This window comes from Nonomuraea antri (assembly GCF_013283785.1).
In the GTDB taxonomy this organism is placed as follows: Bacteria; Actinomycetota; Actinomycetes; order Streptosporangiales; family Streptosporangiaceae; genus Nonomuraea; species Nonomuraea antri.
Map to the genome: position 1 here is coordinate 1 of NZ_JABCPZ010000210.1, position 19,598 is coordinate 19,598.

Below are 19,598 nucleotides of genomic sequence, written 5' to 3' on the forward strand. Positions count from 1 at the left end.
CCCCTCACCCGGACCACCCACCACCTGGCCCGCCCGCCACTCGGCAGCCCGCCTCCCAGCACGGCCCGCTGTCCGGTGCGCCCGCCCTTCGGAACGGCCCCACCTCTCGCAGTGGGCGTCCCCCGAGCGGCCGGTGTCCCAGAGGGACCCCAGGGGCCGGTGGCGGGACGCGAACGGCCCGCCGTTCGGTGCGGTCCGCCTTTCGAGACGGCAGCCGCCCGTCAGCGGGCACCCCCAGACGGCCGGTGTCCCAGAGGGACCCCAGGGGACGCGAACGGCCCGCCCCGAGGAGTGGGGCGGGCCGTTCGGTGTGGTGCGTCACGCGTGGGAGCGGGCCTTGAACAGGGCCCGGCGGGCCGCCTTGGCGACCTGCTTGTCCGGGTGGACCTGCGAGATCAGGTCGAGCAGTTCCTCCACGTGCGCGTGCGGGATCTTCCAGATCACCTCGAGCAGGTTGTTCACCATCTCCGGCCCGATGTCGCGCAGGCTGCTGACGAACTCCGACCGGCCGAGGCCCGCCGAGATCGTCCACATGTCGAGGATCAGCCAGTGCGTGTCGTCCTGCGTCGGCTCGGGGGCGCCCTCGACGCCGAGCTGGCTCAGGTGGGTGGCCGCGTACGGGCGCAGCGACGACTGCTTGAGCGCCTCCTCCCACGCCGGGACGGCGGCCTCGCCCAGCGTGCCGACGACGCTGGCCGCCTGCACCCGGATGAGCGCGTCGCTCTCGTCCTCCGCCGCGGCCTCCAGGAGCTCCTGAGCGGCCTTCTCCGGCTCGCGCAGACGCATCCAGGCGGCGAACTCGGCGTCGGCCTCGTCTTCGGGCAGCTCGGCGCTCAGCGCCAGCAGCTCGTGGGCGCTCATCGACTCGATGTCGGGCCTGGCGTCGACCTCGATGTCGGCGTCGTCGACCAGGTGCACCACGCCCTCGGTGCCGAGCGGGGTCAGCCGGACGCTCTCACCGTCGGCCTCGATCATGCCGTAGCCGGTCAGCCAGTCGAGCACCGGGGCCAGCGGGTCGCCGGCGGCGGCCCAGGCGTCGGTGGCCAGCTCGTCGATCTCGGTGGCCGCCTCGGCCAGCTCCCGGCGCAGCTCGGCCAGGTCGCGCGCGCCGCCCGCGAGCAGCAGCCTGACCAGCAGCGCCCGGGTGAGCCCGCTGAGCGCCATGGTCAGGTCTTCGTCGTCGAACTCGGGGTCGCCGTACTCGACCGAGTGCAGGCCGAGCATCCAGGCGTCGAGGACGTCCTCGTCGTCGTCGAACGGCCACTCGGAGGTGTCGTCCTGCACGGCCACCGTGTGGGCCTCGCCCGGCTCCAGGAACTCCAGGTCGACGGCCAGGTTCCAGATGTTCCACAACTGCGGGACGGACTCGGAGACCGGGCCCTCGGTCTCGGGCCTGGGCAGCCCGATGGCCTGCAGCGCCTCCTCGACCTCGGCGTCGGACAGCAGGGTGTCCTCGCCGACCCGGCGCCCCGACCCGACCCACAGGGCCAGGTCGCGGGCCTTGGCGATCAGCGGCACCTGACGCGCGGCCGCGGCCAGCTCGGAGTCCGGCCGCAGCCTGATCGTGTCGAGTTCGGCCAGCTCGTCGGCGAACGGCTCGAAGTCACCCAGGTCGCCGGCCTCTTCCTCCTCGTCGTCGGCCTCGGTGTCGTCCAGCAGCTCGTCCATCAGCTCGAGGAATTCGTCCTCGACCGCGTCGAGCTCGGCCTGCAGATCGGCGAGGGTGTCGGAGCCCTTGGCGAGCCTGCCGGTCTGCGACAGGAAGGTCAGGTACGCGTCGACCGCGGGCAGCATGCCCTCGGCGGCGGCGTCGGGATCTTCCACGACCTTGGGCATGCGGTCGAGCAGCAGGTTACGCAGGTCGGCGCGCTTCCACGTGCCGAGATCCTGGGAGAAGGCGAGACGGTGCCACAGCGCGGCGGGCCCCACGAGCTCGGGATCGCTGCCTGGCGCGTTGACGCGTGCCCACATGATGAACTCTTCGAGCAGGGGTCGCAGCTCAGTGGCGGCTACCTCGATGCGATCTGTCACGCACTCAGGCTAGTGCGCCCACGAGCCACTCGGCCCCCGAAATAACGGCTTTCGCGGATCATGACGTGCGGCGCATGGCCTCCGTGATGCGTTCCGCGGCCGCCATGACCGGCACGGCGTGCAGCCGACCAGGGGCCCTGGTGAGCCGTTCGATGGGACCGGAGACCGAGACGGCGGCGATGACCTTGCCCCCGCTGCCCCTGATCGGCGCCGAGACGCTCGCCACGCCCTGCTCGCGCTCGCCGACGCTGTGCGCCCAGCCCCTGCGCCTGACCGACGCCAGCGTGGCGGCGGTGAACTTGGCGCCGCGCAGGCCGCGGTGCAGCCGGTCGGGCTCCTCCCAGGCCAGCAGGATCTGCGCGGCCGAGCCCGCGATCATCGGCAGCGCGGAGCCCACGGGCACCGTGTCACGCAGGCCGCTGGCCCGCTCGGCCGCCGCCACGCACACCCGCTCATCGCCCTGCCGGCGGTAGAGTTGCGCGCTCTCGCCGGTCAGATCGCGCAACTGCATCAGCACGGGCGCGGCCACCGCCAGGAGCCGGTCCTCGCCGGCCGCGGTGGACAACTCGGAAAGCCGCGGGCCGAGCACGAATCGCCCCTGCGTGTCGCGCGTCACGATGCGGTGATGCTCAAGTGCGACGGCCAGCCGGTGGGCCGTGGGTCGGGCCAGGCCGGTGGCCTGAACGAGCTGCGCCAGTGAAGCGGGTCCCGCTTCGAGGGCATTGAGTACCAGAACGGCCTTGTCGAGTACTCCGACTCCGCTAGAGTTGTCCATACACCGATACTGCCGTCTCGACATATGAGAAAGCAAGTCGGGGTGCCGCCGCAAGTGAGCGCGGGACGCGACGCGATGGAGCATCGCAACCACCGAGGAGGAGATCATGGGCCGCACACTGGCCGAGAAGGTCTGGGAGCAGCACGTCGTGCGACGTGCCGAGGGTGAACCCGACCTGCTCTATATCGACCTGCACCTCATCCACGAGGTGACCAGCCCCCAGGCGTTCGACGGGCTGCGTCTCGCCGGCCGCGAGGTGCGGCGGCCCGATCTCACCATCGCCACCGAGGACCACAACGTCCCGACCGTGCTCGGCCCGATCTCCGACCCGGTCTCCAAGACCCAGGTCGAGACGCTGCGCAAGAACGCCGCCGAGTTCGGCATCCGCCTGCACCCGATGGGCGACGCCGGCCAGGGCGTGGTGCACATCATCGGCCCGCAGTTCGGCCTGACCCAGCCCGGCATGACCATCGTGTGCGGCGACTCGCACACCTCCACGCACGGCGCGTTCGGCGGCATCGCGTTCGGCATCGGCACCTCCGAGGTCGAGCACGTGCTGGCCACGCAGACGCTGCCCGCCTACCGTCCCAAGACGATGGCCATCGAGGTCTCCGGCGAACTGCCGGTCGGCGTCACCGCGAAGGACCTGATCCTGGCCATCATCGCCAAGATCGGCACCGGCGGCGGCCAGGGCTACATCGTCGAGTACCGCGGCGAGGCCATCCGCAAGCTGTCGATGGAAGGCCGCATGACGGTCTGCAACATGTCCATCGAGGCCGGGGCGCGCGCCGGCATGATCGCGCCGGACGAGACCACCTTCGACTACCTCAAGGGCCGCCCGCACGCCCCCACCGGCGAGGCGTGGGACCAGGCCGTCGAGTACTGGAAGACGCTGCGCACCGACGACGACGCCGAGTTCGACAAGGTCGTCGAGATCGACGCGGCGGCGCTGACGCCGTTCGTCACCTGGGGCACGAACCCCGGCCAGGGCCTGCCGCTGGGCGCGGACGTGCCGAACCCGGCCGACTTCGCCGACCCGATCGAGCGTTCGGCCGCCGAGCGGGCGCTGGAGTACATGGGCCTGACCGCGGGCACGCCGCTGCGCCAGATCGAGGTCGACACGGTGTTCGTCGGCTCGTGCACCAACGGCCGCATCGAGGACCTGCGCTCGGCCGCGGAGATCCTCAAGGGCCGCCAGGTGAAGACCCGCACGCTGATCGTCCCCGGGTCGATGCTGGTCAAACTGCAGGCCGAGCAGGAGGGCCTGCACGAGGTGTTCAAGGCCGCGGGCGCCGAGTGGCGCGAGGCCGGCTGCTCGATGTGCCTGGGCATGAACCCCGACACGCTCAAGCCGGGCGAGCGCAGCGCCTCCACCTCCAACCGCAACTTCGAGGGCCGCCAGGGCAAGGGTGGCCGAACCCACCTGGTGTCGCCGCAGGTCGCCGCCGCGACCGCCGTCACCGGCCGTCTCACCGCGCCCGCCGACCTGTAGGGAGATCTCACATCATGGACGCTTTCACCACCCACACCGGTACGGCGGTGCCGCTGCGCCGCAGCAACGTCGACACCGACCAGATCATCCCGGCCGTCTGGCTCAAGCAGGTCAGCCGCACCGGCTTCGAGAAGGGCCTGTTCTCCGCCTGGCGCGAGGACCCGACGTTCGTGCTGAACGACCCGGCGCACGAGGGCGGCACGATCCTGGTCTCCGGCCCCGACTTCGGCACCGGCTCCTCGCGCGAGCACGCCGTCTGGGCGCTGCAGCAGTACGGCTTCCGCGTCGTGATCGCCGCCAGGTTCGGCGACATCTTCCGCAACAACTCCACCAAGATGGGCCTGCTGCCGGTCGTCCTGCCCAAGGCGGACGTCGAGGCGCTGCAGTCGGCCGCCGAGGCGGACCCGAAGCTGGAAGTGACCGTCGACCTGGGCGAACGCCAGGTCCGCTGGGCGGACAACGTCGTCTCCTTCGAGATCGACGACTACACCCGCTGGCGGCTCATAAAGGGCCTGGACGACATCGGGCTGACCCTGCGTCACGCCGACGACATCACCACGTACGAGAATGGTCGGCAGCCATGGTTGCCGACGACCGTCTAGAAGACGACGAACTGGCGCGGCGGTTGCGCGAGGCGCACCGCCGCGTCCGCATGCTCCCCGCCGCCGACAAGGAGCGGCTGGGCCGCCGCTACCTCACCATTTGTGATCTGGCCAAGAGAGACCCGGCCAGAGCCGCGGCCAGACTGGAGGTGTTCCTCGCCGCACTGAACACCGCACTGAACACCGCACTGAACACCGCACTGAACGCCACTCCGAACACCGCGCCGAACACGGGTGCCGACACGCCACGCGCTCCGGAAAACACGCTCGGTGATTGAGTTCCCCCGCGATCCCGCCTACTTTCGAGCCCGTAAGGGGTTTCTACGTCGAACTCGTGAGCTGGAACCCCGAGCCGTAACTGGGGGAGCAGGACTTTCATGAACAAGAAAGAACTCGTCGAGGCCATCGCGGACCGGGTCGGCGACAGGAAGACCGCCACGGAAGCGGTGAACGCAGTCATCGACGCCATCCAGAAGGCCGTGGCCGGCGGGGACAAGGTCTCGATCACGGGCTTCGGCGCGTTCGAGATGGTGAACAAGCCGGCCCGCACGGCCAGAAACCCGTCAACCGGCGCCGAAATCAAGGTCGCGGAGAGCTGGGCGCCCAAGTTCCGCCCTGGATCGGAATTCAAGGACCTGGTCAACGAGGGCGGCAAGAGGATCGGCAAGAAGTAGTACAGCCAGACGACTGGCGCCCGGGCGACGGCTCGGGCGTCACTTGTGTGCGGACGTCATCCGGGAACGGGGAAAGTCGACAGCGTGATGTAGCTGATCTCCGCGCCCGACATCGCGAGATTCACCCGCTGGCCGGTGCGCAGCAGCCGCAGCGGGCCGGCGTCGAAGGCCCGCGTGCCGAACTCCAGCACGCTGCCGTCGTCGAGGAACACCGTGCCAGAACGGGTGGCCGGGTCGAAACTGCGTACCGTCGCCTGCACCCGACCAGCGTAAACCGTTTGCCCCGCGCCCGCGAGACGGCGGATCATCGCGAGTCATGGGGGGTGACTTCGCGCGGTTCCTCTGGGCGAACGGCGTCACTCAGCTCGGCACGCAGGTCACGCTGGTGGCGCTGCCGCTGACCGCCCTGCTCGCGCTCGACGCGGGCGCGTTGCAGCTCGGCCTGCTGTCGGCCGCGCAGGTGCTGGCCTTCCTGCTGATCGGGCTGCCCGCCGGGGTCTGGGTGGACCGGGTGCGCCGCCGTCCGATCCTGGTCTGGGCCGACGCGGTGCGCGGACTGGCGCTGCTGAGCGTGCCGCTCGCCGCCTGGCTCGGCGTGCTCACGCTGGCCCAGCTGTACGTCGTCGCCCTGGTCGTCGGGGTGGGCACGGTGTTCTTCGACATCGCGCACCTGAGCTTCCTGCCCGCCGTGGTCCCGTCCGATCGGCTCGAACGGGGCAACGGCGCGCTGGAGGTCACCAAGAGCGTCTGCCTGCTGGCCGGCCCTGGGGCGGGCGGCTGGCTGGTGGCGGTGCTCACCGCGCCGTTCGCGCTGCTCGCCGACGGGGTCAGCTACCTGGTGTCGGCGTTGCTGCTGTCCGGCGTACGGGCCGAGGAGCGGCCGCGGCGGCGCGAACGGCGGCGGCTGCGCGGCGAGGTCGCGGAAGGCGTGCGGTTCGTGGCAGGCGACCCCGGGCTGCGCAGGATCGCGGCGGGCGGCGCGATCGCCATGTCGGCGGGCACCGTGCTGACCGTCGGGCTCCCGCTCTACCTGGTCGAGCAGCTCGGCGTGGGCGCGGCGGCCTACGGGCTGCTGCTGTCGGCCTCGGCCGTGGGCTCGCTGGCCGGCGCGGCGCTGGTGGCCCGCGTCACGGCCCGCTTCGGCACCGGGCGCACCCTGTACGGCTCGGCCGTCCTGGCCACCGTGCTCTTCCTGCCCGCGCTGGCGACCGGGCCGGGCTGGCGGCTGCTGATCTTCCCGGTGTCGGCGTCGCTGTTCGGGGTGGTCAGCACGATCTTCAACATCGGCCAGCTCAGCTACCGCCAGCGCATCACCCCCGAGCACCTGCTGGGCCGGGTCAACGCCAGCATGCGCTTTCTGATGTGGGGCGCGGTGCCGGTGGGCGCGCTGCTCGGCGGCGCGCTGGGGGAGTGGCTGGGCGGCCACGCGGTATTCGCCGCCGGGGTGGGCGTGCTCGGGCTGTCGCACCTGGCCGTGGTCACCGCGCCCAGGCTGCGGCACCTGGGCGCCGGCTCATGATCCGGCTCATGACCCCGCTCATAACCCCGCTCATGACCCCGCTCATGACCCCGTGGAAGCGGACGGCCACAGGTCGCGTACGACCGCCGCCGTGTGCGGGCCGAGCCCGAGCGCCACGGCCGCGCGCAGGTCGTCGGGGGTGTCCACGTCGCGCCTGACCGAGTCGACGCCCGCGGGCGACAGCTCCTTGGCCCCGCCCGCCAGATGCCTGGCCCGCGACTCCCCGCCGAAGCCCGGCGTGAACGGCAGCCCCGGCCGCACTCCGTAGAAGGTGGTGCCGACGTCCAGCGCGTCGGGCACGAACGACTGGTCGCACTCGGCCGCGGCGGCCAGCACGGTGGCCAGCTCCGCCGGGCGCAGCGCGGGCAGGTCGGCCTGCAGCGCGCCGACCGCGTCGCCCGGCGCCACCCGCCTGGCGTGCGCCGCCCCGGTACGCAGCGCGGTGTTGAGCCCCCGGTCGGGATCGGGCACCACGTCGGCGCCCAGCGCGGCCAGCGGCCCGGCGGCGGCCGGGTCGGCCGTGACCACGACGACCCGCGACACCAGCGGGCACGACAGCGCGGCGGCCACGGTGTCGCAGGCCACGGCCACGGCCAGCCGGGTCCGGTGCGGCCCGGTGGCCGCCGCCAGCCGGGTCTTCGCCGCGACCAGCGTCTTCACCGGGACCACCAGTGACCAGCGGATGCTCATCAAGTCTCCTCGAACGTGGAGCTCCCGGTCTGCGACCGGTCGCCGGGACGACGGACACGTGCCTACACCCGCGGCGTCCGCGTGCGTGGCATGTGGCACCCTTGGGCAGGTGATGCCGACGCCGCCACCGACATCCTGGCGGACCGGCGGCGAAGCAGGTAACCCCGTGGGAGACCGCGGGAATTCCCTCGTCAGCGAGGGGAGGAGGCCGAAGGCCGGACATCTCGCCTCGACATCCCCGGTGACCGGCCGGGAGACTTGGGCGAATCACCGTACGTGTTGGAGGAGACCATGAGCCGCCCCACGCGACCATCGCGTTTCTGGGAATACCTGGCAGTAGTCATCGTGAAACCGCTGTCCCGGCTCCTGGTCAAGCGAGACTGGCGCAACGGCGACAGGATCCCGCGCACCGGCGGCGTGATCATCGCGTCGAACCACCTGTCGTGGACCGATCCGGTGCTGCTGTCGCACTTCCTCTACAACAACGGACGCTGGCCGGTCATCCTCGCCAAGTCGGGCCTGTTCTCGGTGCCGCTGCTCGGCCGCGCGGTCAGGGGCCTGCTGGCCATCCCGGTCTACCGGGGCAGCAGCGAGGCCGCCAAGTCACTGCGGGTGTCGGAGCAGCGGCTCAAGGACGGCGGCGCGATCCTGTTCTACCCCGAGGGCACCTGCACCCGCGACCCGGACCTGTGGCCCATGGTCGGCAAGACCGGCGCGGCCAGGCTGGCGCTGGAGAGCGGCGCCCAGGTGATCCCCGTCGCGCACTGGGGCGCCCAGGAGCTGCTGCCCTACGGCGAGAAGAAGCCCAGGCTGTTCCCGCGCAAGACGTTCCACGTGACCGTCGGCCCGCCGGTCGACCTGTCGAAGTACGCGGGCAAGCCGCCGCACGCCGCCGTGCTGCGCGAGGCGACCGCCGACATCATGGCGGCCATCACCGAGCAGCTGGCCGAGCTGCGCGGCGAGAAGGCCCCGGAAGCTCCCTACGACCCCGCCGGACGGTGAAGTCATGACGAAGGTGGCCGTTTTCGGCTCTGGCTCGTGGGGCACCACGTTCGCGATGTTGCTGGCCGAGGCGGGCAACCGCACCACGCTCTGGGGCCGCAGGCAGGAGCAGGTCGACGCGATCAACCGGACCCACGTGAACGCCGACTACCTGCCCGGCGTCCAGCTGCCCGCCGCGCTGCGGGCCACGACCGACCCGGCCGAGGCGCTCGACGGCGCCGAGTTCGTGGTGCTGGCCGTCCCCTCGCAGACGCTGCGCGGCAACCTCGACCGGTGGCGTGCGCACCTGCCCGCCGACGCGGTGCTGGTGAGCCTGATGAAGGGCATCGAGCTGGGCACCACCAAGCGCATGAGCGAGGTGATCCGCGAGGTCGCCGAGGTGCCGGAGGAGCGGGTCGCGGTCGTCTCCGGGCCGAACCTGGTCATGGAGATCGCCCACCGGCAGCCCGCCGCGACCGTGGTGGCCTGCACCGACGAATCGGTCGCCGCCCGGCTGCAGGCCATCTGCCACCTGCCGCCGTGGTTCCGCCCGTACACCAATCCCGACGTGGTGGGCGTGGAGCTCGGCGGCGCGGTCAAGAACGTGATCGCGCTGGCCGTCGGGGTCTCGGCGGGCATGGGCATGGGCGACAACGTCAGCGCCATGCTCATCACCCGCGGCCTGGCCGAGATCTCCCGCCTGGGCGCGGCGCTCGGCGCCGACCCGCACACGTTCGCCGGGCTGGCCGGCATGGGCGACCTGGTGGCCACCTGCACCTCGCCGCTGTCGCGCAACCGCACCTTCGGCGAGAACCTGGGCCGCGGCATGACGCTGCAGGAGGTCATCGCGGCCACCAAGCAGACCGCCGAAGGCGTGAAGTCCTGCGAGTCGGTGCTGGAGCTGGCCAGGAAGCACGACGTGGAGATGCCCATCACCGAGGTGGTCGTGGGCGTGGTCCACGACGGCATGTCGCCGCAGGAGGCCGGCATGCTGCTCATGTCGCGCTCGCCCAAGCCGGAACGCTACGGACTGTGAGAATCCCACCTCACTGGCGTGCTTGACTCGCTGTGGTGGGGACACGCCGGTAGATTCGGACCTCATGAGCAAGCCACGCGTCGCCGTCGTTTTCGGAGGTCGCAATTCCGAGCATGCCGTGTCCCTGATGGGCGCGGGCAGCGTGCTGGATGTGATCGACAGGGAGAAGTACGAGGTGATCCCCATCGGGATCGCCCAGGACGGCAGGTGGGTGCTGGCCGCTTCCGACCAGCGGTTCCAGATCGAGGCCGGAGAGCTGCCGGTGGTCGACACCACGGGCGCGGCGCTCGCGCTGCCGTCCGGTGACAACTCCCTGGTCGCCTACGACCCGGGCAGCATCCCGGTCGAGCTGGGCTCGGTCGACGTCGTCTTCCCGGTGATGCACGGGCCGTTCGCCGAGGACGGCACGATCCAGGGCCTGCTGGAGATGGCCGGGGTCCGCTACGTCGGCTCCGGCGTGCTGGCCAGCGCGGTCGGCATGGACAAGGCGTACATGAAGACCGTCATGGCCGCCGCCGGGCTGCCGGTCGGCCGCTACGTGGTGGTGCGCGACCGCGACTGGCGGCTCAAGCGCGAATGCGTGCTCAAGGAGGCCGAGGAGCTCGGCTACCCGGTGTTCGTCAAGCCCGCCAGGGCCGGCTCGTCGCAGGGCATCTCCAAGGCGCACGACCGGGCGGAGCTCGAAGCGGCCGTCGAGTTCGCCAGGCGGCACGACCCCAAGGTGCTCATCGAGGCGGCCATCGTCGGCCGTGAGATCGAGTGCGCGGTGCTCGAGTCGCTCGGCGACGAGCCGCCGGCCGCGTCCGTGCCCGGCGAGGTCAAGGTCGAGGGCGGGCAGGAGTTCTTCGACTTCGAGGCCAAGTACTACCCCGACCAGATGTCGCTGACCGCGCCCGCCGACCTGCCCGAGGAGACGGCCGAGGAACTGCGGTCCATGGCGGTGCGCGCGTTCGAGGCGCTCGACTGCGAGGGGCTGTCGCGGGTCGACTTCTTCTACACCCCCGACGGGGGGCTGATACTCAACGAGATCAACACGATGCCCGGGTTCACGTCGCTGTCGGTCGCGCCGCAGCTGTGGGCCGCGTCCGGGCTGACGTACCCGGAGCTGGTCGACCGGCTCGTGCAGCTCGCGCTGCACAGGTCACCCGGCCTGCGCTGAGATCTTCCCGATCGGGCCGGACAGGTCGGCGAGCACCGCGGGAGCCGAGTGCTCGCCGCCGACGGTCACCTCCACGTAGGCGGGGTCGGCCACGGCCGTGAACAGCGTCGGGTGGTCGGGGTCGGCGAACCAGCCGACCCCGTTGATCTCCTGGAGCTGGTCGGTGGGCTCCATCTTGGCCGGCCGCGGCACGCCGCAGCGCAGCGCGATGGACGCCCCGCCCCACACCGCCACGTACGGCGACGCGGGCGTGGACGACCCGCGCTCCGCGCCGTCGAGCGTGGCGGGCAACAACCCGGACAACCGCCCGCAGGCCGCCGCCGCCTCGCCTTCGGGCTTGGGCGGATCGACCTGTACGTCACCGCCGCAGCCGGCGAGTGCCAGGAGAACGAGCAGGACGGCGGCAGCGGCACGCATGAAACGACTACCTCGAATGGCTGACTCAGATATGGACGATCGGGCACGTGAGAGTGCGGGTGATGCCCTCCACCGCCTGAATCTGCGCGACGACCAGCTTGCCCAGCTCGTCGACGTTGTGCGCCTCGGCGCGCACGATCACGTCGTACGGCCCCGTCACGTCTTCCGCCTGCGTGACACCGGGAATGCCGGAGATCTCGCGTGCCACGGTCGCGGCCTTGCCGACTTCGGTCTGAATAAGGATGTAGGCCTGCACCATTACGTCCTCCCGGGCGATTGGATCACGCCGAAGAGCCACCGTACCCTGTGTGCGTCAGGAGGTGCGTCATCACAGTCGGAGATCTCGGCGAATTCGGGATGGTAAATCGTATCGCCGCACGCCTGCCGCAGGGCGAGACGGTGTTGCTGGGCCCCGGTGATGACGCCGCGGTGGTCGGTGCCCCCGATGGGCGCGTCGTGGTGTCCACGGATCTGCTTCTCGAGGGTAGGCATTTCAGACGCGATTGGTCCAGCGGATACGACGTGGGTCGCAAGGCCGCCGCGCAGAACCTCGCCGATGTGGCGGCCATGGGCGCGGTGCCGACGTCCATCGTGGTCGGGCTCGGGGTCCCCGCGGACCTTCCCGTGTCCTGGCTGGACGCGCTCACCGACGGCTTCCGCGACGAGTGCGCCGTGGTCGGCGCGAGCGTGGCCGGCGGCGACATCACGCGGTGCGACCTGGTCGTGATCGGCGTGACGGCGCTGGGCGACCTGGGCGGGCGCGCGCCGGTGAAGCGGTCGGGGGCCAGGGCGGGCGACGTGGTGGCGGTGGCCGGTCGGCTGGGCTATTCGGCGGCCGGGTGGGCGCTGCTGGAGTCTGGGCTGCTGGAGTCGGGGGCGCTCGCGGACGACGGCGTGCTGGCCGAGGCGGTGGCCGGGCATCGGCGGCCGAGCCCGCCGTACGCGATGGGGCCCGAGGCGGCCGCGCTGGGCGCGAGCGCGATGCTGGACGTCAGCGACGGGCTGCTGCAGGACCTCGGGCACGTGGCCAAGGCCAGCGGGGTACGCGTCGAGCTCGACCCGCGCGCGTTCGCCGTGGGGGAGCCGGTGGCGCTGGCGGCCAAGGAACTGGGCGTCGATCCACTCGACTGGGTGATCACAGGGGGTGAGGATCACGCACTGGCCGCGACCTTCCCTCCTGACGTGGTGTTGCCCGCGTCGTGGCAGGTGGTGGGCCGGGTCGTGGACGGTGAAGGGGTGATCGTCGTCGGGCGGGAGATGGGGCCCGGCGGCTGGGATCACTTTCGGTAACCGCCCGTCCCGATTTTTCGGATATTCGCCCGGTTTGCGGCGAGACTCCCGGGATTGTTGTGACAAAGGCGTAGTAAAGGTGTTATGAAGATTGGCGGCCACTGTAACCGGGAGAAAGGGCAGCCATGGGCCGCCACGGCACAGGTGGATCCGAAGACGGGGACGATCGGGGGAACCACAGCTCTTTCTGGGGGCCTGACGAGCAGGCGCCCGGCTGGCCGGCGCCGCCGGACCAGCTCGAGGTCACGGGCCAGTGGGCCCCCATGCCGCGCAGGACCGACGGCTGGGACGACCCCCAGGCCGCCCCCGGTTCCCACGGTCTCGCCGGGGACGCCGGCTGGGACGACCGCCGGGGCGCGCGCGGGCCGCAGGCCGAGCCTTTCGAGACCACCGGCGCCTTCGCCGCGCCCGGAAACCCCTCAGGGGGTTTCACCCCGCCGCCCGCCGGCCCTTCCGGTCACTCCGGCCCCTTCCCCGCCACGGGCGGGCAGCCCGAGCCGTTCGAGACGACGGGCGCCTTCGCCGCGCCCGGCCCCCACTCGGACCCCTTCGCCACACCGGGTCCCCACTCGGACCCCTTCGCCACACCGGGTCCCCACTCGGACCCCTTCGCCACACCGGGTCCCCACTCGGACCCCTTCGCCACACCGGGTCCCCACTCGGACCCCTTCGCCGCGTCCGGTCCTCAATCGGACCCGTTCGCCGCGCCCGGCGGCCGCTCGAACCCCCACTCGAACCCTCACTCCGACCCGTTCGCCGCGCAGCCGCCCCGCGACTCGGGGCCGTTCGCCGCGCAGCAGGCGGGGCCCTTCGAGACGACCGGCGCCTTCGCCCGCCCGCCCGACTGGGACGCGCTCGACCCGCGCAACCAGCCCGAGCCGCGCGCCTCCGCCTTCGACCCGGCCGGGACCGGTCCAACGGCCGCCTACCGCATGCCGGGCGGCCCCGACCAGACGGCCGCGTTCAACCCCGGGGGATTCGACCAGACCGCGGCGTTCGATCCCATGGGCCGCCCCATGGGCGATCCCATGGGCGGGCCGATGGGGACCGGCCCGATGGGCGCGCAGCACGGCCCGCGCGACGACGACCAGGCGCCCTTCGACGCCCCCGGCACCGGCCCCAAGTCCTTCTACGCCGGCCCGCCAGAGCCGGGCGACATCAAGGTGGCCGGCGAGCCGACCAGCCCGACCTGGGCCGAGGCGGAGACCGGATTCCTGCGTTCCGGCTGGACGCCCGACGAGGACCTGGACGAGCCCGGCTCGCGCCGCCGCGGCAGAGGACGCGGGCGCAGGAAGCCGCCGTCCGACGGGGACGTCTTCGACGCGCCGCCCGCCGGCCGTGGCCGGGTGGCGCTGCTGTCCGTCGCGGCCGTGGTGGTGGTGCTCGGCGGCACGGTGGCCGGGGTGAAGTTCATCAGCTCGTCCGGCGAGCCCGAGACCTGCGCGACCAGCAACTGCACCGCCGTGCAGTCGGCGCCGGTGTCCAGCGCGCCCCCTTCCGACCCCGTCGAGGAGGAGCCCGAGGAGGAGCCGATCGAGACGGCCGCCGACGAGGAGGCCGAGCCGTCCGACACCCCCACGCCCAAGACCACCCAGGCCGTCAGGACGCCGCGGCGTCCGACGACGCCCAGCCCGACGCCGACCAAGAGCAAGACCAAGACGCCCGCCCAGCCCACCGAGGAGCCGGAGCCGACCCCCGAGGAGTCGGTGTCGGAGTCCCCGACCGAGGAGGAGACGGCGCTCGACCCCGACACGAACGCGGGCGGCGTCCCCACGGCTCCGGCCACCACCGCCGCGCCGACGGCCACGGCGACCACGCAGTCCGCGCCGAGCGGCGGTTCGGTCAACCTCCAGCAGCAGGTGGTCAGGCAGGGCGTCACCCGCTACACGGCCAGGGTGAACGTGCTGAACGACTCGGGTGAGACGCTGGCCGCGCCCACGCTGTCCCTGCCCGTCGAGGGCGAGGTGCTGAACGTGAACGGCGCGGAGTGGACGCAGGACGGCGACCTGCTGATCATCGACCTGCCGGAGAAGCTGGCGTCGGGTGAGTCGGTCGAGATCACGTACACGGCCACCGGGGAGCCGGCCGATCCGGAGAACTGCGGGCTGGTCGGCGGGGAGTGCGCCGTCAGCTGAGGTGGTTGGATGGGGATATGACCGTTTTGACCCCTCCACGCGTGCTGACCGTCGCCGGCTCCGACTCGGGCGGCGGCGCGGGCATCCAGGCCGACCTGAAGACCATGCTGGCCCTGGGCGTGCACGGCATGAGCGTGATCGCCGCGGTGACGGCGCAGAACTCGCTCGGCGTCCAGGGTTACTGGGAGCTGCCGCGCGAGGCCGTCCGCGCGCAGCTCGACTCGGTGCTGGGCGACATCGGCGCGCAGGCGATCAAGACCGGCATGCTGGCCTCGCCCGAGCTGGTGGAGACCGTCGCCGACGTGCTCGCCGCCTACCCGGCCCCGGTGGTGGTCGACCCGGTCGGGGTGTCGAAGCACGGAGACTCGCTGCTCGCCCCCGAGGCGGTGGACACGCTGAAGACCCGTCTGCTGCCGGTCGCCACCGTGGTCACGCCGAACCTGTGGGAGGTCGAGCAGCTCACGTCCGTCAAGGTCGAGGACGAGGACGACCTGCGCCGCGCCGCGGACGCCGTGCTGGCGCTGGGACCGTCGTGGGCGCTCATCAAGGGCGGCCACCTGCCCGGCGCCCCGGTGGACCTGCTGACGGACGGCACGGACGAGTACCGCTTCACCGCCGAACGCCATGACAACCGCCACACCCACGGCACCGGCTGCACCCTGGCCTCCGCCATCGCCTCACACCTGGCGCTCGGCGACGACGTGCCGGCGGCGGTGGGCAGGGCCAAGGAGTACGTGACGGGCGCGATCGCCCGGGGCTTCCCGCTCGGCGGCGGCATCGGCCCCGTGGACCACGCCTGGCACTGGCGCTGACGCTCCGGCCCGAACCCCGCCCGCTTCCCCGGAACGGCCGCCTGGCCGGGGGCGGCGGCAGGGGACTCGGGCCGGCTGACGACGGTTCCGGGCATGACGAAAGCCCGTCGCGCCACAACGGGCGACGGGCTTTCGCGGAAGTGAAGAACTAGCGGGTGACCTTGCCCGCCTTGATGCACGAGGTGCACACGTTCAGCTTCTTCGGCGTGCCGCCGACGACCGCGCGAACCGTCTGGATGTTGGGGTTCCAACGACGGCGGGTACGGCGGTGCGAGTGGGACACATTGTTGCCGAAGGTCGGGCCCTTGCGGCAGACATCGCAGACGGAAGCCACGGTATCGCTCCTTAAACCAGTCGATGTAGCCCTGTCCGCTGATGCTTTCCGGGCGGAGGGCATGCCGGGACAACCGGCCAGCCAGACGAGAATATCTGATCCACACCGCTGGGTGCGAACTCGGGCGAGGCGCCGGTCACTGGACGGCGCTCGGCGCGGCGATATTCTCCTGCCCTGACATTAGCGCATGCGGGGAGGTCGGAACGCGCGAATGAAGATCCTCGACCCGCCCGCGGTGCGCCGCTGGGCCCGCCTGGCCGCCGACGCGCTCGGCCGGGCCAGCGCGGAGATCGACGCGCTGAACGTGTTCCCCGTGGCCGACGGCGACACCGGCACCAACCTGCACCTGACCATGCTGTCCGCGGCCGAGGCGGTGGAGTCGCTGCCCGACGACGTGGACGTGGCCGTGGTCTGGCAGACGCTCTCGTACGGCGCGCTGGTCGGCGCGCGGGGCAACTCGGGGGTGATCGTCAGCCAGGCGCTGCGCGGGCTGGCCGAGGTGCTGAAGGAGGGCCAGGACCTGCGTGCCGGGCTGCTCAGGGCGGCCACGCTGGCCAGGGAGGCCGTGGCCAGGCCGGTCGAGGGGACCGTGCTGAGCGTGCTGGAGTCGGCCGCGCGGGCCGTGCAGGACGTGGAGGGCGATCTGCCCGAGGTGGCGCGCAGGGCCGCAGAGGAGGCGCGGGCGGCGCTGCGCCGCACGCCGGAGCAGCTCGACGTGCTGGCGCGCAGCGGCGTGGTCGACGCGGGCGGGGCCGGCGGCGCGATCGTGCTGGAGACGCTCGCCGCGGTGCTCACCGGCTCGCACACCGCGCACTACGACGTGCCCGCGCCCACCGCCCGCGTGTCCCCGATGACGGAGGTCGGCGCGGGCTACGAGGTGATGTACCTGCTGGACGCCGAAGACGCGGCGGTGGCCGGGCTGCGTGCCGAGCTCGACGCGATGGGCGACTCGCTGGTGGTGGTCGGCGGCGACGGGCTGTGGAACGTGCACGTCCACGTGGCGGAGGCGGGCCCGGCCATCGAGGCGGGGATGAAGGCCGGGCGGCCGCACCGGATCAGGGTGACGTACCTGGCCGAGCGCACCCACCGGGGCGGCGCGGGCCGCGGCGTGGTGGCGGTGGCCGCGGGCGACGGGATCGCCGCGCTGTTCGAGGAGTGCGGCGCGGTGGTGGTGCGGCGCGCGCCCGGCACCCGTCCCACGCTGCCCGCGATGCTGGCCGCGATCAGGCAGGCGGGCGGCGAGGTGGCGGTGCTGCCGAACGACGAGGGCGTGCGCGCGGTGGCCATGGCCGCGGCCGAGGTGGCCAGGGAGGACGGGGTCGCGGTCAGCGTCCTGCCCACCAAGGCCACCGTGCAGGGGCTGTCGGCGCTGGCCGTGCACGACCCGCTGCGGCGCTTCGACGACGACGTGGTCGCGATGACCGACGCGGCCGGGCACACCCGACACGGGCAGCTCGCCGTCGCCGACCGCGAGGCGGTCACCAGCGCCGGGCTGTGCCATCCGGGAGACGTGCTGGGCCTGATCGACGGCGACGTGGCGGTGATCGGCCGGACCCTGGAACACGTGGCCACCCTGGTCGTGGACCTGATGGCGGCGGGCGGCGGCGAGCTGGTGACCCTGGTCACGGGCGTCGACGCGCCGCCGGACCTGGCCGATCACGTGGCCGCCCACCTGCGGCGCACCAGGCCGGAGGTGGACCTGGTGGTCTACGAAGGCGGCCAGGGCGGCTACCCGCTCCTGATCGGCGTGGAGTGACCCCCGGCGTGACATCGGCGGCCCGGTAGGGGATTCCTGTCGGCCCCAGGCGGTAGAACTTATTGCCGTGAGCCGTTTCGACGAGCCGCTGACGAAGGCGCTCGACCCGAAGACCGCGAAGTTGCTGCACGGTGTGCTCGGCCTGGAGACGGTCGGCGACCTGCTGCGCCACTATCCGCGCCGCTACGCCGAGCGCGGCGAGCTGACCTCGCTCGACTCGCTGGAGGTCGACGAGCACGTCACCGTGGTCGGCGAGGTGACCAGGCTGATGCGCAAACCGATGCGCAACAGGGGCGGCACCTGGCTGGAGGTCGAGGTCGTCGACGGCAACGGCAGCAAGATCTACCTGTCGTTCTTCGGCAAGGGCTCCCACGTGGCCGAGTCGCGGCTCAAGCCGGGCAGGCGCGGCATGTTCGCCGGGAAGGTGGGCCTGTTCGGCTCGCGTACGACCCCGCGCTGGCAGCTCGCGCACCCGGAGTTCGAGCTGTTCGAGGAGAGCGAGTCGAGCGTCGAGGAGTTCGCCGGCGCGCCGGTGCCGATCTACCCGGCGGGCAAGGACGTCACGCCGTGGGCGATCAGGCGGGCGGTCGGGGTGGTGCTCGACACGCTCGGGCCGCTCGACGACCCGCTGCCGGCCGCGCTGCGGGCCCGTCACGGGCTGCAGGAGCTGGGCGAGGCGCTGGTGTCCATCCACCGGCCGAAGGACTTCGGCGACGTGCAGCGGGCGCGTAAGCGGCTGAAGTTCGACGAGGCGTTCGTGCTGCAGTCCGTGCTGCTGCAGCGCAGGCAGGCGGCCACCGCCTGGCCGGCCAAGCCGCGTCCGGCGCGGGCCGACGGGCTGCTCACCGCCTTCGACGAGCGGTTGCCGTTCTCGCTGACCGAGGGGCAGGCGCGGGTGGGCGAGGAGATCGCCGCCGACCTGGCGCTCGAGCACCCCATGCACCGCCTGCTGCAGGGCGAGGTCGGCGCGGGCAAGACGGTGGTGGCGCTGCGCGCGATGCTCCAGGTGGTCGACGCGGGCGGCCAGGCCGCGCTGCTGGCGCCCACCGAGGTGCTGGCGCAGCAGCACCACCGCTCGATCACGAACATGCTGGGCGACCTGGCGCAGGGCGGCATGTTCGGGGGCACCGCGGTGACCCTGCTGACCGGCTCGATGGGCGCGGCGGCCAGGCGGGCCGCGCTGCTCGACGCGGCGTCGGGCACGGCGGGCATCGTGGTGGGCACCCACGCGCTGCTGCAGGAGCACGTGCAGTTCGCCGACCTGGGCCTGGTGGTGGTCGACGAGCAGCACCGCTTCGGCGTCGAGCAGCGCGACGCGCTGCGCGAGAAGGCCGGCGGCGGGCGTCCGCACGTCCTGGTCATGACCGCCACGCCGATCCCGCGCACGGTGGCGATGACGGTCTTCGGCGACCTGGAGGTCTCCACGCTCTCGCAGCTCCCGTCCGGCCGGGCGCCGATCACCACGCACGTGGTGCCGGCCGCGGAGAAGCCGCACTTCCTGGAGCGCACCTGGCAGCGCGTGCGCGAGGAGGTGGGGCTGGGCCGCCAGGCCTACATCGTCTGCCCGCGCATCGGCGACCTGGAGGGCGACGAAGGCGATCTGGCCTCGGCGGGGGGCGAGGAGAAGCGACCGCCGCTGGCCGTGCTCGACGTGGCCGAGCTGCTCACCGACGGCCCGTTCCACGACCTGCGGGTCGAGGTCCTGCACGGCAAGCTGCCGCCCGAGGAGAAAGACGCGATCATGCGCGCGTTCACCGGGGGCGAGATCGACGTGCTCGTCGCGACGACGGTGATCGAGGTGGGCGTCGACGTGCCCAACTCGTCCGTCATGATCATCATGGACGCCGACCGCTTCGGCGTCTCCCAGCTGCACCAGCTGCGCGGCCGGGTGGGCC

At 72.3% G+C, this 19,598-nt stretch carries 20 protein-coding genes; 13 read left to right on the forward strand and 7 right to left on the reverse strand.

Annotated elements, in window-relative coordinates:
- Positions 1–318 precede the first annotated feature (318 nt).
- A complete protein-coding gene (locus tag HII36_RS43080; protein ID WP_173529131.1) occupies positions 319–2,031 on the reverse strand; it encodes a hypothetical protein in 1,713 nt (570 codons plus the stop codon).
- Positions 2,032–2,089: 58 nt separating this feature from the next.
- On the reverse strand, positions 2,090–2,806 hold the full coding sequence (locus HII36_RS43085) for an IclR family transcriptional regulator (protein ID WP_173529132.1): 717 nt from the start codon (positions 2,804–2,806) through the stop codon (positions 2,090–2,092).
- Between the two features lie 106 nt (positions 2,807–2,912).
- On the opposite strand from HII36_RS43085, the gene leuC reads away from it, so the two are divergent.
- From leuC to HII36_RS43105, 4 genes are all read left to right on the forward strand, one after another.
- Complete coding sequence (gene leuC, locus HII36_RS43090) at positions 2,913–4,298, forward strand: 3-isopropylmalate dehydratase large subunit (RefSeq protein WP_173529133.1); 1,386 nt, start codon at positions 2,913–2,915, stop codon at positions 4,296–4,298.
- A gap of 14 nt (positions 4,299–4,312) precedes the next feature.
- On the forward strand, positions 4,313–4,900 hold the full coding sequence (gene leuD, locus HII36_RS43095; RefSeq protein WP_173529134.1) for a 3-isopropylmalate dehydratase small subunit: 588 nt from the start codon (positions 4,313–4,315) through the stop codon (positions 4,898–4,900).
- Entirely contained in the window at positions 4,879–5,178 is a 300-nt protein-coding gene (locus tag HII36_RS43100; protein ID WP_173529135.1) for an SCO5555 family protein, read from the forward strand. Before leuD ends, HII36_RS43100 begins: the two co-directional genes overlap by 22 nt.
- Before the next feature lie 99 nt (positions 5,179–5,277).
- On the forward strand, positions 5,278–5,574 hold the full coding sequence (locus HII36_RS43105; RefSeq protein WP_173529136.1) for an HU family DNA-binding protein: 297 nt from the start codon (positions 5,278–5,280) through the stop codon (positions 5,572–5,574).
- A 56-nt stretch (positions 5,575–5,630) separates the two neighbouring features.
- Here the strand turns inward: HII36_RS43105 and HII36_RS43110 are convergent, their stop codons facing one another.
- Positions 5,631–5,834: a hypothetical protein gene (locus HII36_RS43110; RefSeq protein ID WP_173529137.1), complete on the reverse strand. Its 204-nt coding sequence runs from the start codon at positions 5,832–5,834 to the stop codon at positions 5,631–5,633.
- 56 nt (positions 5,835–5,890) lie between these two features.
- Between HII36_RS43110 and HII36_RS43115 the strand changes: the two genes are divergently transcribed.
- A complete protein-coding gene (locus HII36_RS43115) occupies positions 5,891–7,093 on the forward strand; it encodes an MFS transporter (protein ID WP_173529138.1) in 1,203 nt (400 codons plus the stop codon).
- Positions 7,094–7,135: 42 nt separating this feature from the next.
- Here the strand turns inward: HII36_RS43115 and cofC are convergent, their stop codons facing one another.
- Positions 7,136–7,783, reverse strand: coding sequence for a 2-phospho-L-lactate guanylyltransferase (gene cofC / locus HII36_RS43120; RefSeq protein ID WP_173529139.1), 648 nt, complete (start codon positions 7,781–7,783; stop codon positions 7,136–7,138).
- A gap of 345 nt (positions 7,784–8,128) precedes the next feature.
- Between cofC and HII36_RS43125 the strand changes: the two genes are divergently transcribed.
- From HII36_RS43125 to HII36_RS43135, 3 genes are all read left to right on the forward strand, one after another.
- On the forward strand, positions 8,129–8,785 hold the full coding sequence (locus HII36_RS43125; protein WP_328808149.1) for a lysophospholipid acyltransferase family protein: 657 nt from the start codon (positions 8,129–8,131) through the stop codon (positions 8,783–8,785).
- A 4-nt stretch (positions 8,786–8,789) separates the two neighbouring features.
- The gene (locus HII36_RS43130) at positions 8,790–9,800 is read left to right on the forward strand and encodes an NAD(P)H-dependent glycerol-3-phosphate dehydrogenase (RefSeq protein WP_173529141.1); all 1,011 of its coding nucleotides are present in this window, start codon (positions 8,790–8,792) and stop codon (positions 9,798–9,800) included.
- A gap of 64 nt (positions 9,801–9,864) precedes the next feature.
- Entirely contained in the window at positions 9,865–10,959 is a 1,095-nt protein-coding gene (locus HII36_RS43135) for a D-alanine--D-alanine ligase family protein (RefSeq protein ID WP_173529142.1), read from the forward strand.
- Here the strand turns inward: HII36_RS43135 and HII36_RS43140 are convergent.
- Positions 10,942–11,376 (reverse strand): DUF3515 domain-containing protein, encoded by a 435-nt coding sequence (locus HII36_RS43140; protein WP_173529143.1) that lies wholly within the window; start codon positions 11,374–11,376, stop codon positions 10,942–10,944. The two genes, HII36_RS43135 and HII36_RS43140, sit on opposite strands and share 18 nt — an antisense overlap.
- A 25-nt stretch (positions 11,377–11,401) precedes the next feature.
- The gene (locus HII36_RS43145; RefSeq protein ID WP_173529144.1) at positions 11,402–11,635 is read right to left on the reverse strand and encodes an Lrp/AsnC family transcriptional regulator; all 234 of its coding nucleotides are present in this window, start codon (positions 11,633–11,635) and stop codon (positions 11,402–11,404) included.
- Positions 11,636–11,682: 47 nt separating this feature from the next.
- On the opposite strand from HII36_RS43145, the gene HII36_RS43150 reads away from it, so the two are divergent.
- The 3 genes from HII36_RS43150 (at position 11,683) to thiD (ending at position 15,613) form a co-directional block, all read left to right on the forward strand.
- Positions 11,683–12,666 (forward strand): thiamine-phosphate kinase, encoded by a 984-nt coding sequence (locus tag HII36_RS43150; protein WP_328808150.1) that lies wholly within the window; start codon positions 11,683–11,685, stop codon positions 12,664–12,666.
- Positions 12,667–12,929: 263 nt separating this feature from the next.
- Positions 12,930–14,801: a hypothetical protein gene (locus HII36_RS43155; RefSeq protein WP_173529146.1), complete on the forward strand. Its 1,872-nt coding sequence runs from the start codon at positions 12,930–12,932 to the stop codon at positions 14,799–14,801.
- Positions 14,802–14,818: 17 nt separating this feature from the next.
- Positions 14,819–15,613: a bifunctional hydroxymethylpyrimidine kinase/phosphomethylpyrimidine kinase gene (gene thiD / locus HII36_RS43160; protein WP_173529147.1), complete on the forward strand. Its 795-nt coding sequence runs from the start codon at positions 14,819–14,821 to the stop codon at positions 15,611–15,613.
- A 148-nt stretch (positions 15,614–15,761) separates the two neighbouring features.
- On the opposite strand, the gene rpmB is transcribed toward thiD, so the two are convergent.
- On the reverse strand, positions 15,762–15,947 hold the full coding sequence (rpmB, locus tag HII36_RS43165) for a 50S ribosomal protein L28 (protein WP_043618345.1): 186 nt from the start codon (positions 15,945–15,947) through the stop codon (positions 15,762–15,764).
- 211 nt (positions 15,948–16,158) lie between these two features.
- On the opposite strand from rpmB, the gene HII36_RS43170 reads away from it, so the two are divergent.
- Positions 16,159–17,703: a DAK2 domain-containing protein gene (locus tag HII36_RS43170; protein WP_173529148.1), complete on the forward strand. Its 1,545-nt coding sequence runs from the start codon at positions 16,159–16,161 to the stop codon at positions 17,701–17,703.
- A 67-nt stretch (positions 17,704–17,770) separates the two neighbouring features.
- A partial coding sequence (locus HII36_RS43175) for an ATP-dependent DNA helicase RecG (protein ID WP_173529149.1) occupies positions 17,771–19,598 on the forward strand: 1,828 nt, incomplete at its 3' end.

Bases quoted from the DNA above. Each gene is read 5' to 3' on its own strand.
- HII36_RS43170 (WP_173529148.1), top strand. From the start codon at position 16,159: ATGAAGATCCTCGACCCGCCCGCGGTGCGCCGCTGGGCCCGCCTGGCC.
- HII36_RS43155 (WP_173529146.1), top strand. From the start codon at position 12,930: ATGCCGCGCAGGACCGACGGCTGGGACGACCCCCAGGCCGCCCCCGGT.
- thiD (WP_173529147.1), top strand. From the start codon at position 14,819: ATGACCGTTTTGACCCCTCCACGCGTGCTGACCGTCGCCGGCTCCGAC.
- HII36_RS43135 (WP_173529142.1), top strand. From the start codon at position 9,865: ATGAGCAAGCCACGCGTCGCCGTCGTTTTCGGAGGTCGCAATTCCGAG.
- HII36_RS43085 (WP_173529132.1), bottom strand. From the start codon at position 2,806: ATGGACAACTCTAGCGGAGTCGGAGTACTCGACAAGGCCGTTCTGGTA.
- leuD (WP_173529134.1), top strand. From the start codon at position 4,313: ATGGACGCTTTCACCACCCACACCGGTACGGCGGTGCCGCTGCGCCGC.
- HII36_RS43145 (WP_173529144.1), bottom strand. From the start codon at position 11,635: ATGGTGCAGGCCTACATCCTTATTCAGACCGAAGTCGGCAAGGCCGCG.
- cofC (WP_173529139.1), bottom strand. From the start codon at position 7,783: ATGAGCATCCGCTGGTCACTGGTGGTCCCGGTGAAGACGCTGGTCGCG.
- HII36_RS43130 (WP_173529141.1), top strand. From the start codon at position 8,790: ATGACGAAGGTGGCCGTTTTCGGCTCTGGCTCGTGGGGCACCACGTTC.
- HII36_RS43100 (WP_173529135.1), top strand. From the start codon at position 4,879: ATGGTTGCCGACGACCGTCTAGAAGACGACGAACTGGCGCGGCGGTTG.
- HII36_RS43115 (WP_173529138.1), top strand. From the start codon at position 5,891: ATGGGGGGTGACTTCGCGCGGTTCCTCTGGGCGAACGGCGTCACTCAG.
- HII36_RS43105 (WP_173529136.1), top strand. From the start codon at position 5,278: ATGAACAAGAAAGAACTCGTCGAGGCCATCGCGGACCGGGTCGGCGAC.
- leuC (WP_173529133.1), top strand. From the start codon at position 2,913: ATGGGCCGCACACTGGCCGAGAAGGTCTGGGAGCAGCACGTCGTGCGA.
- HII36_RS43140 (WP_173529143.1), bottom strand. From the start codon at position 11,376: ATGCGTGCCGCTGCCGCCGTCCTGCTCGTTCTCCTGGCACTCGCCGGC.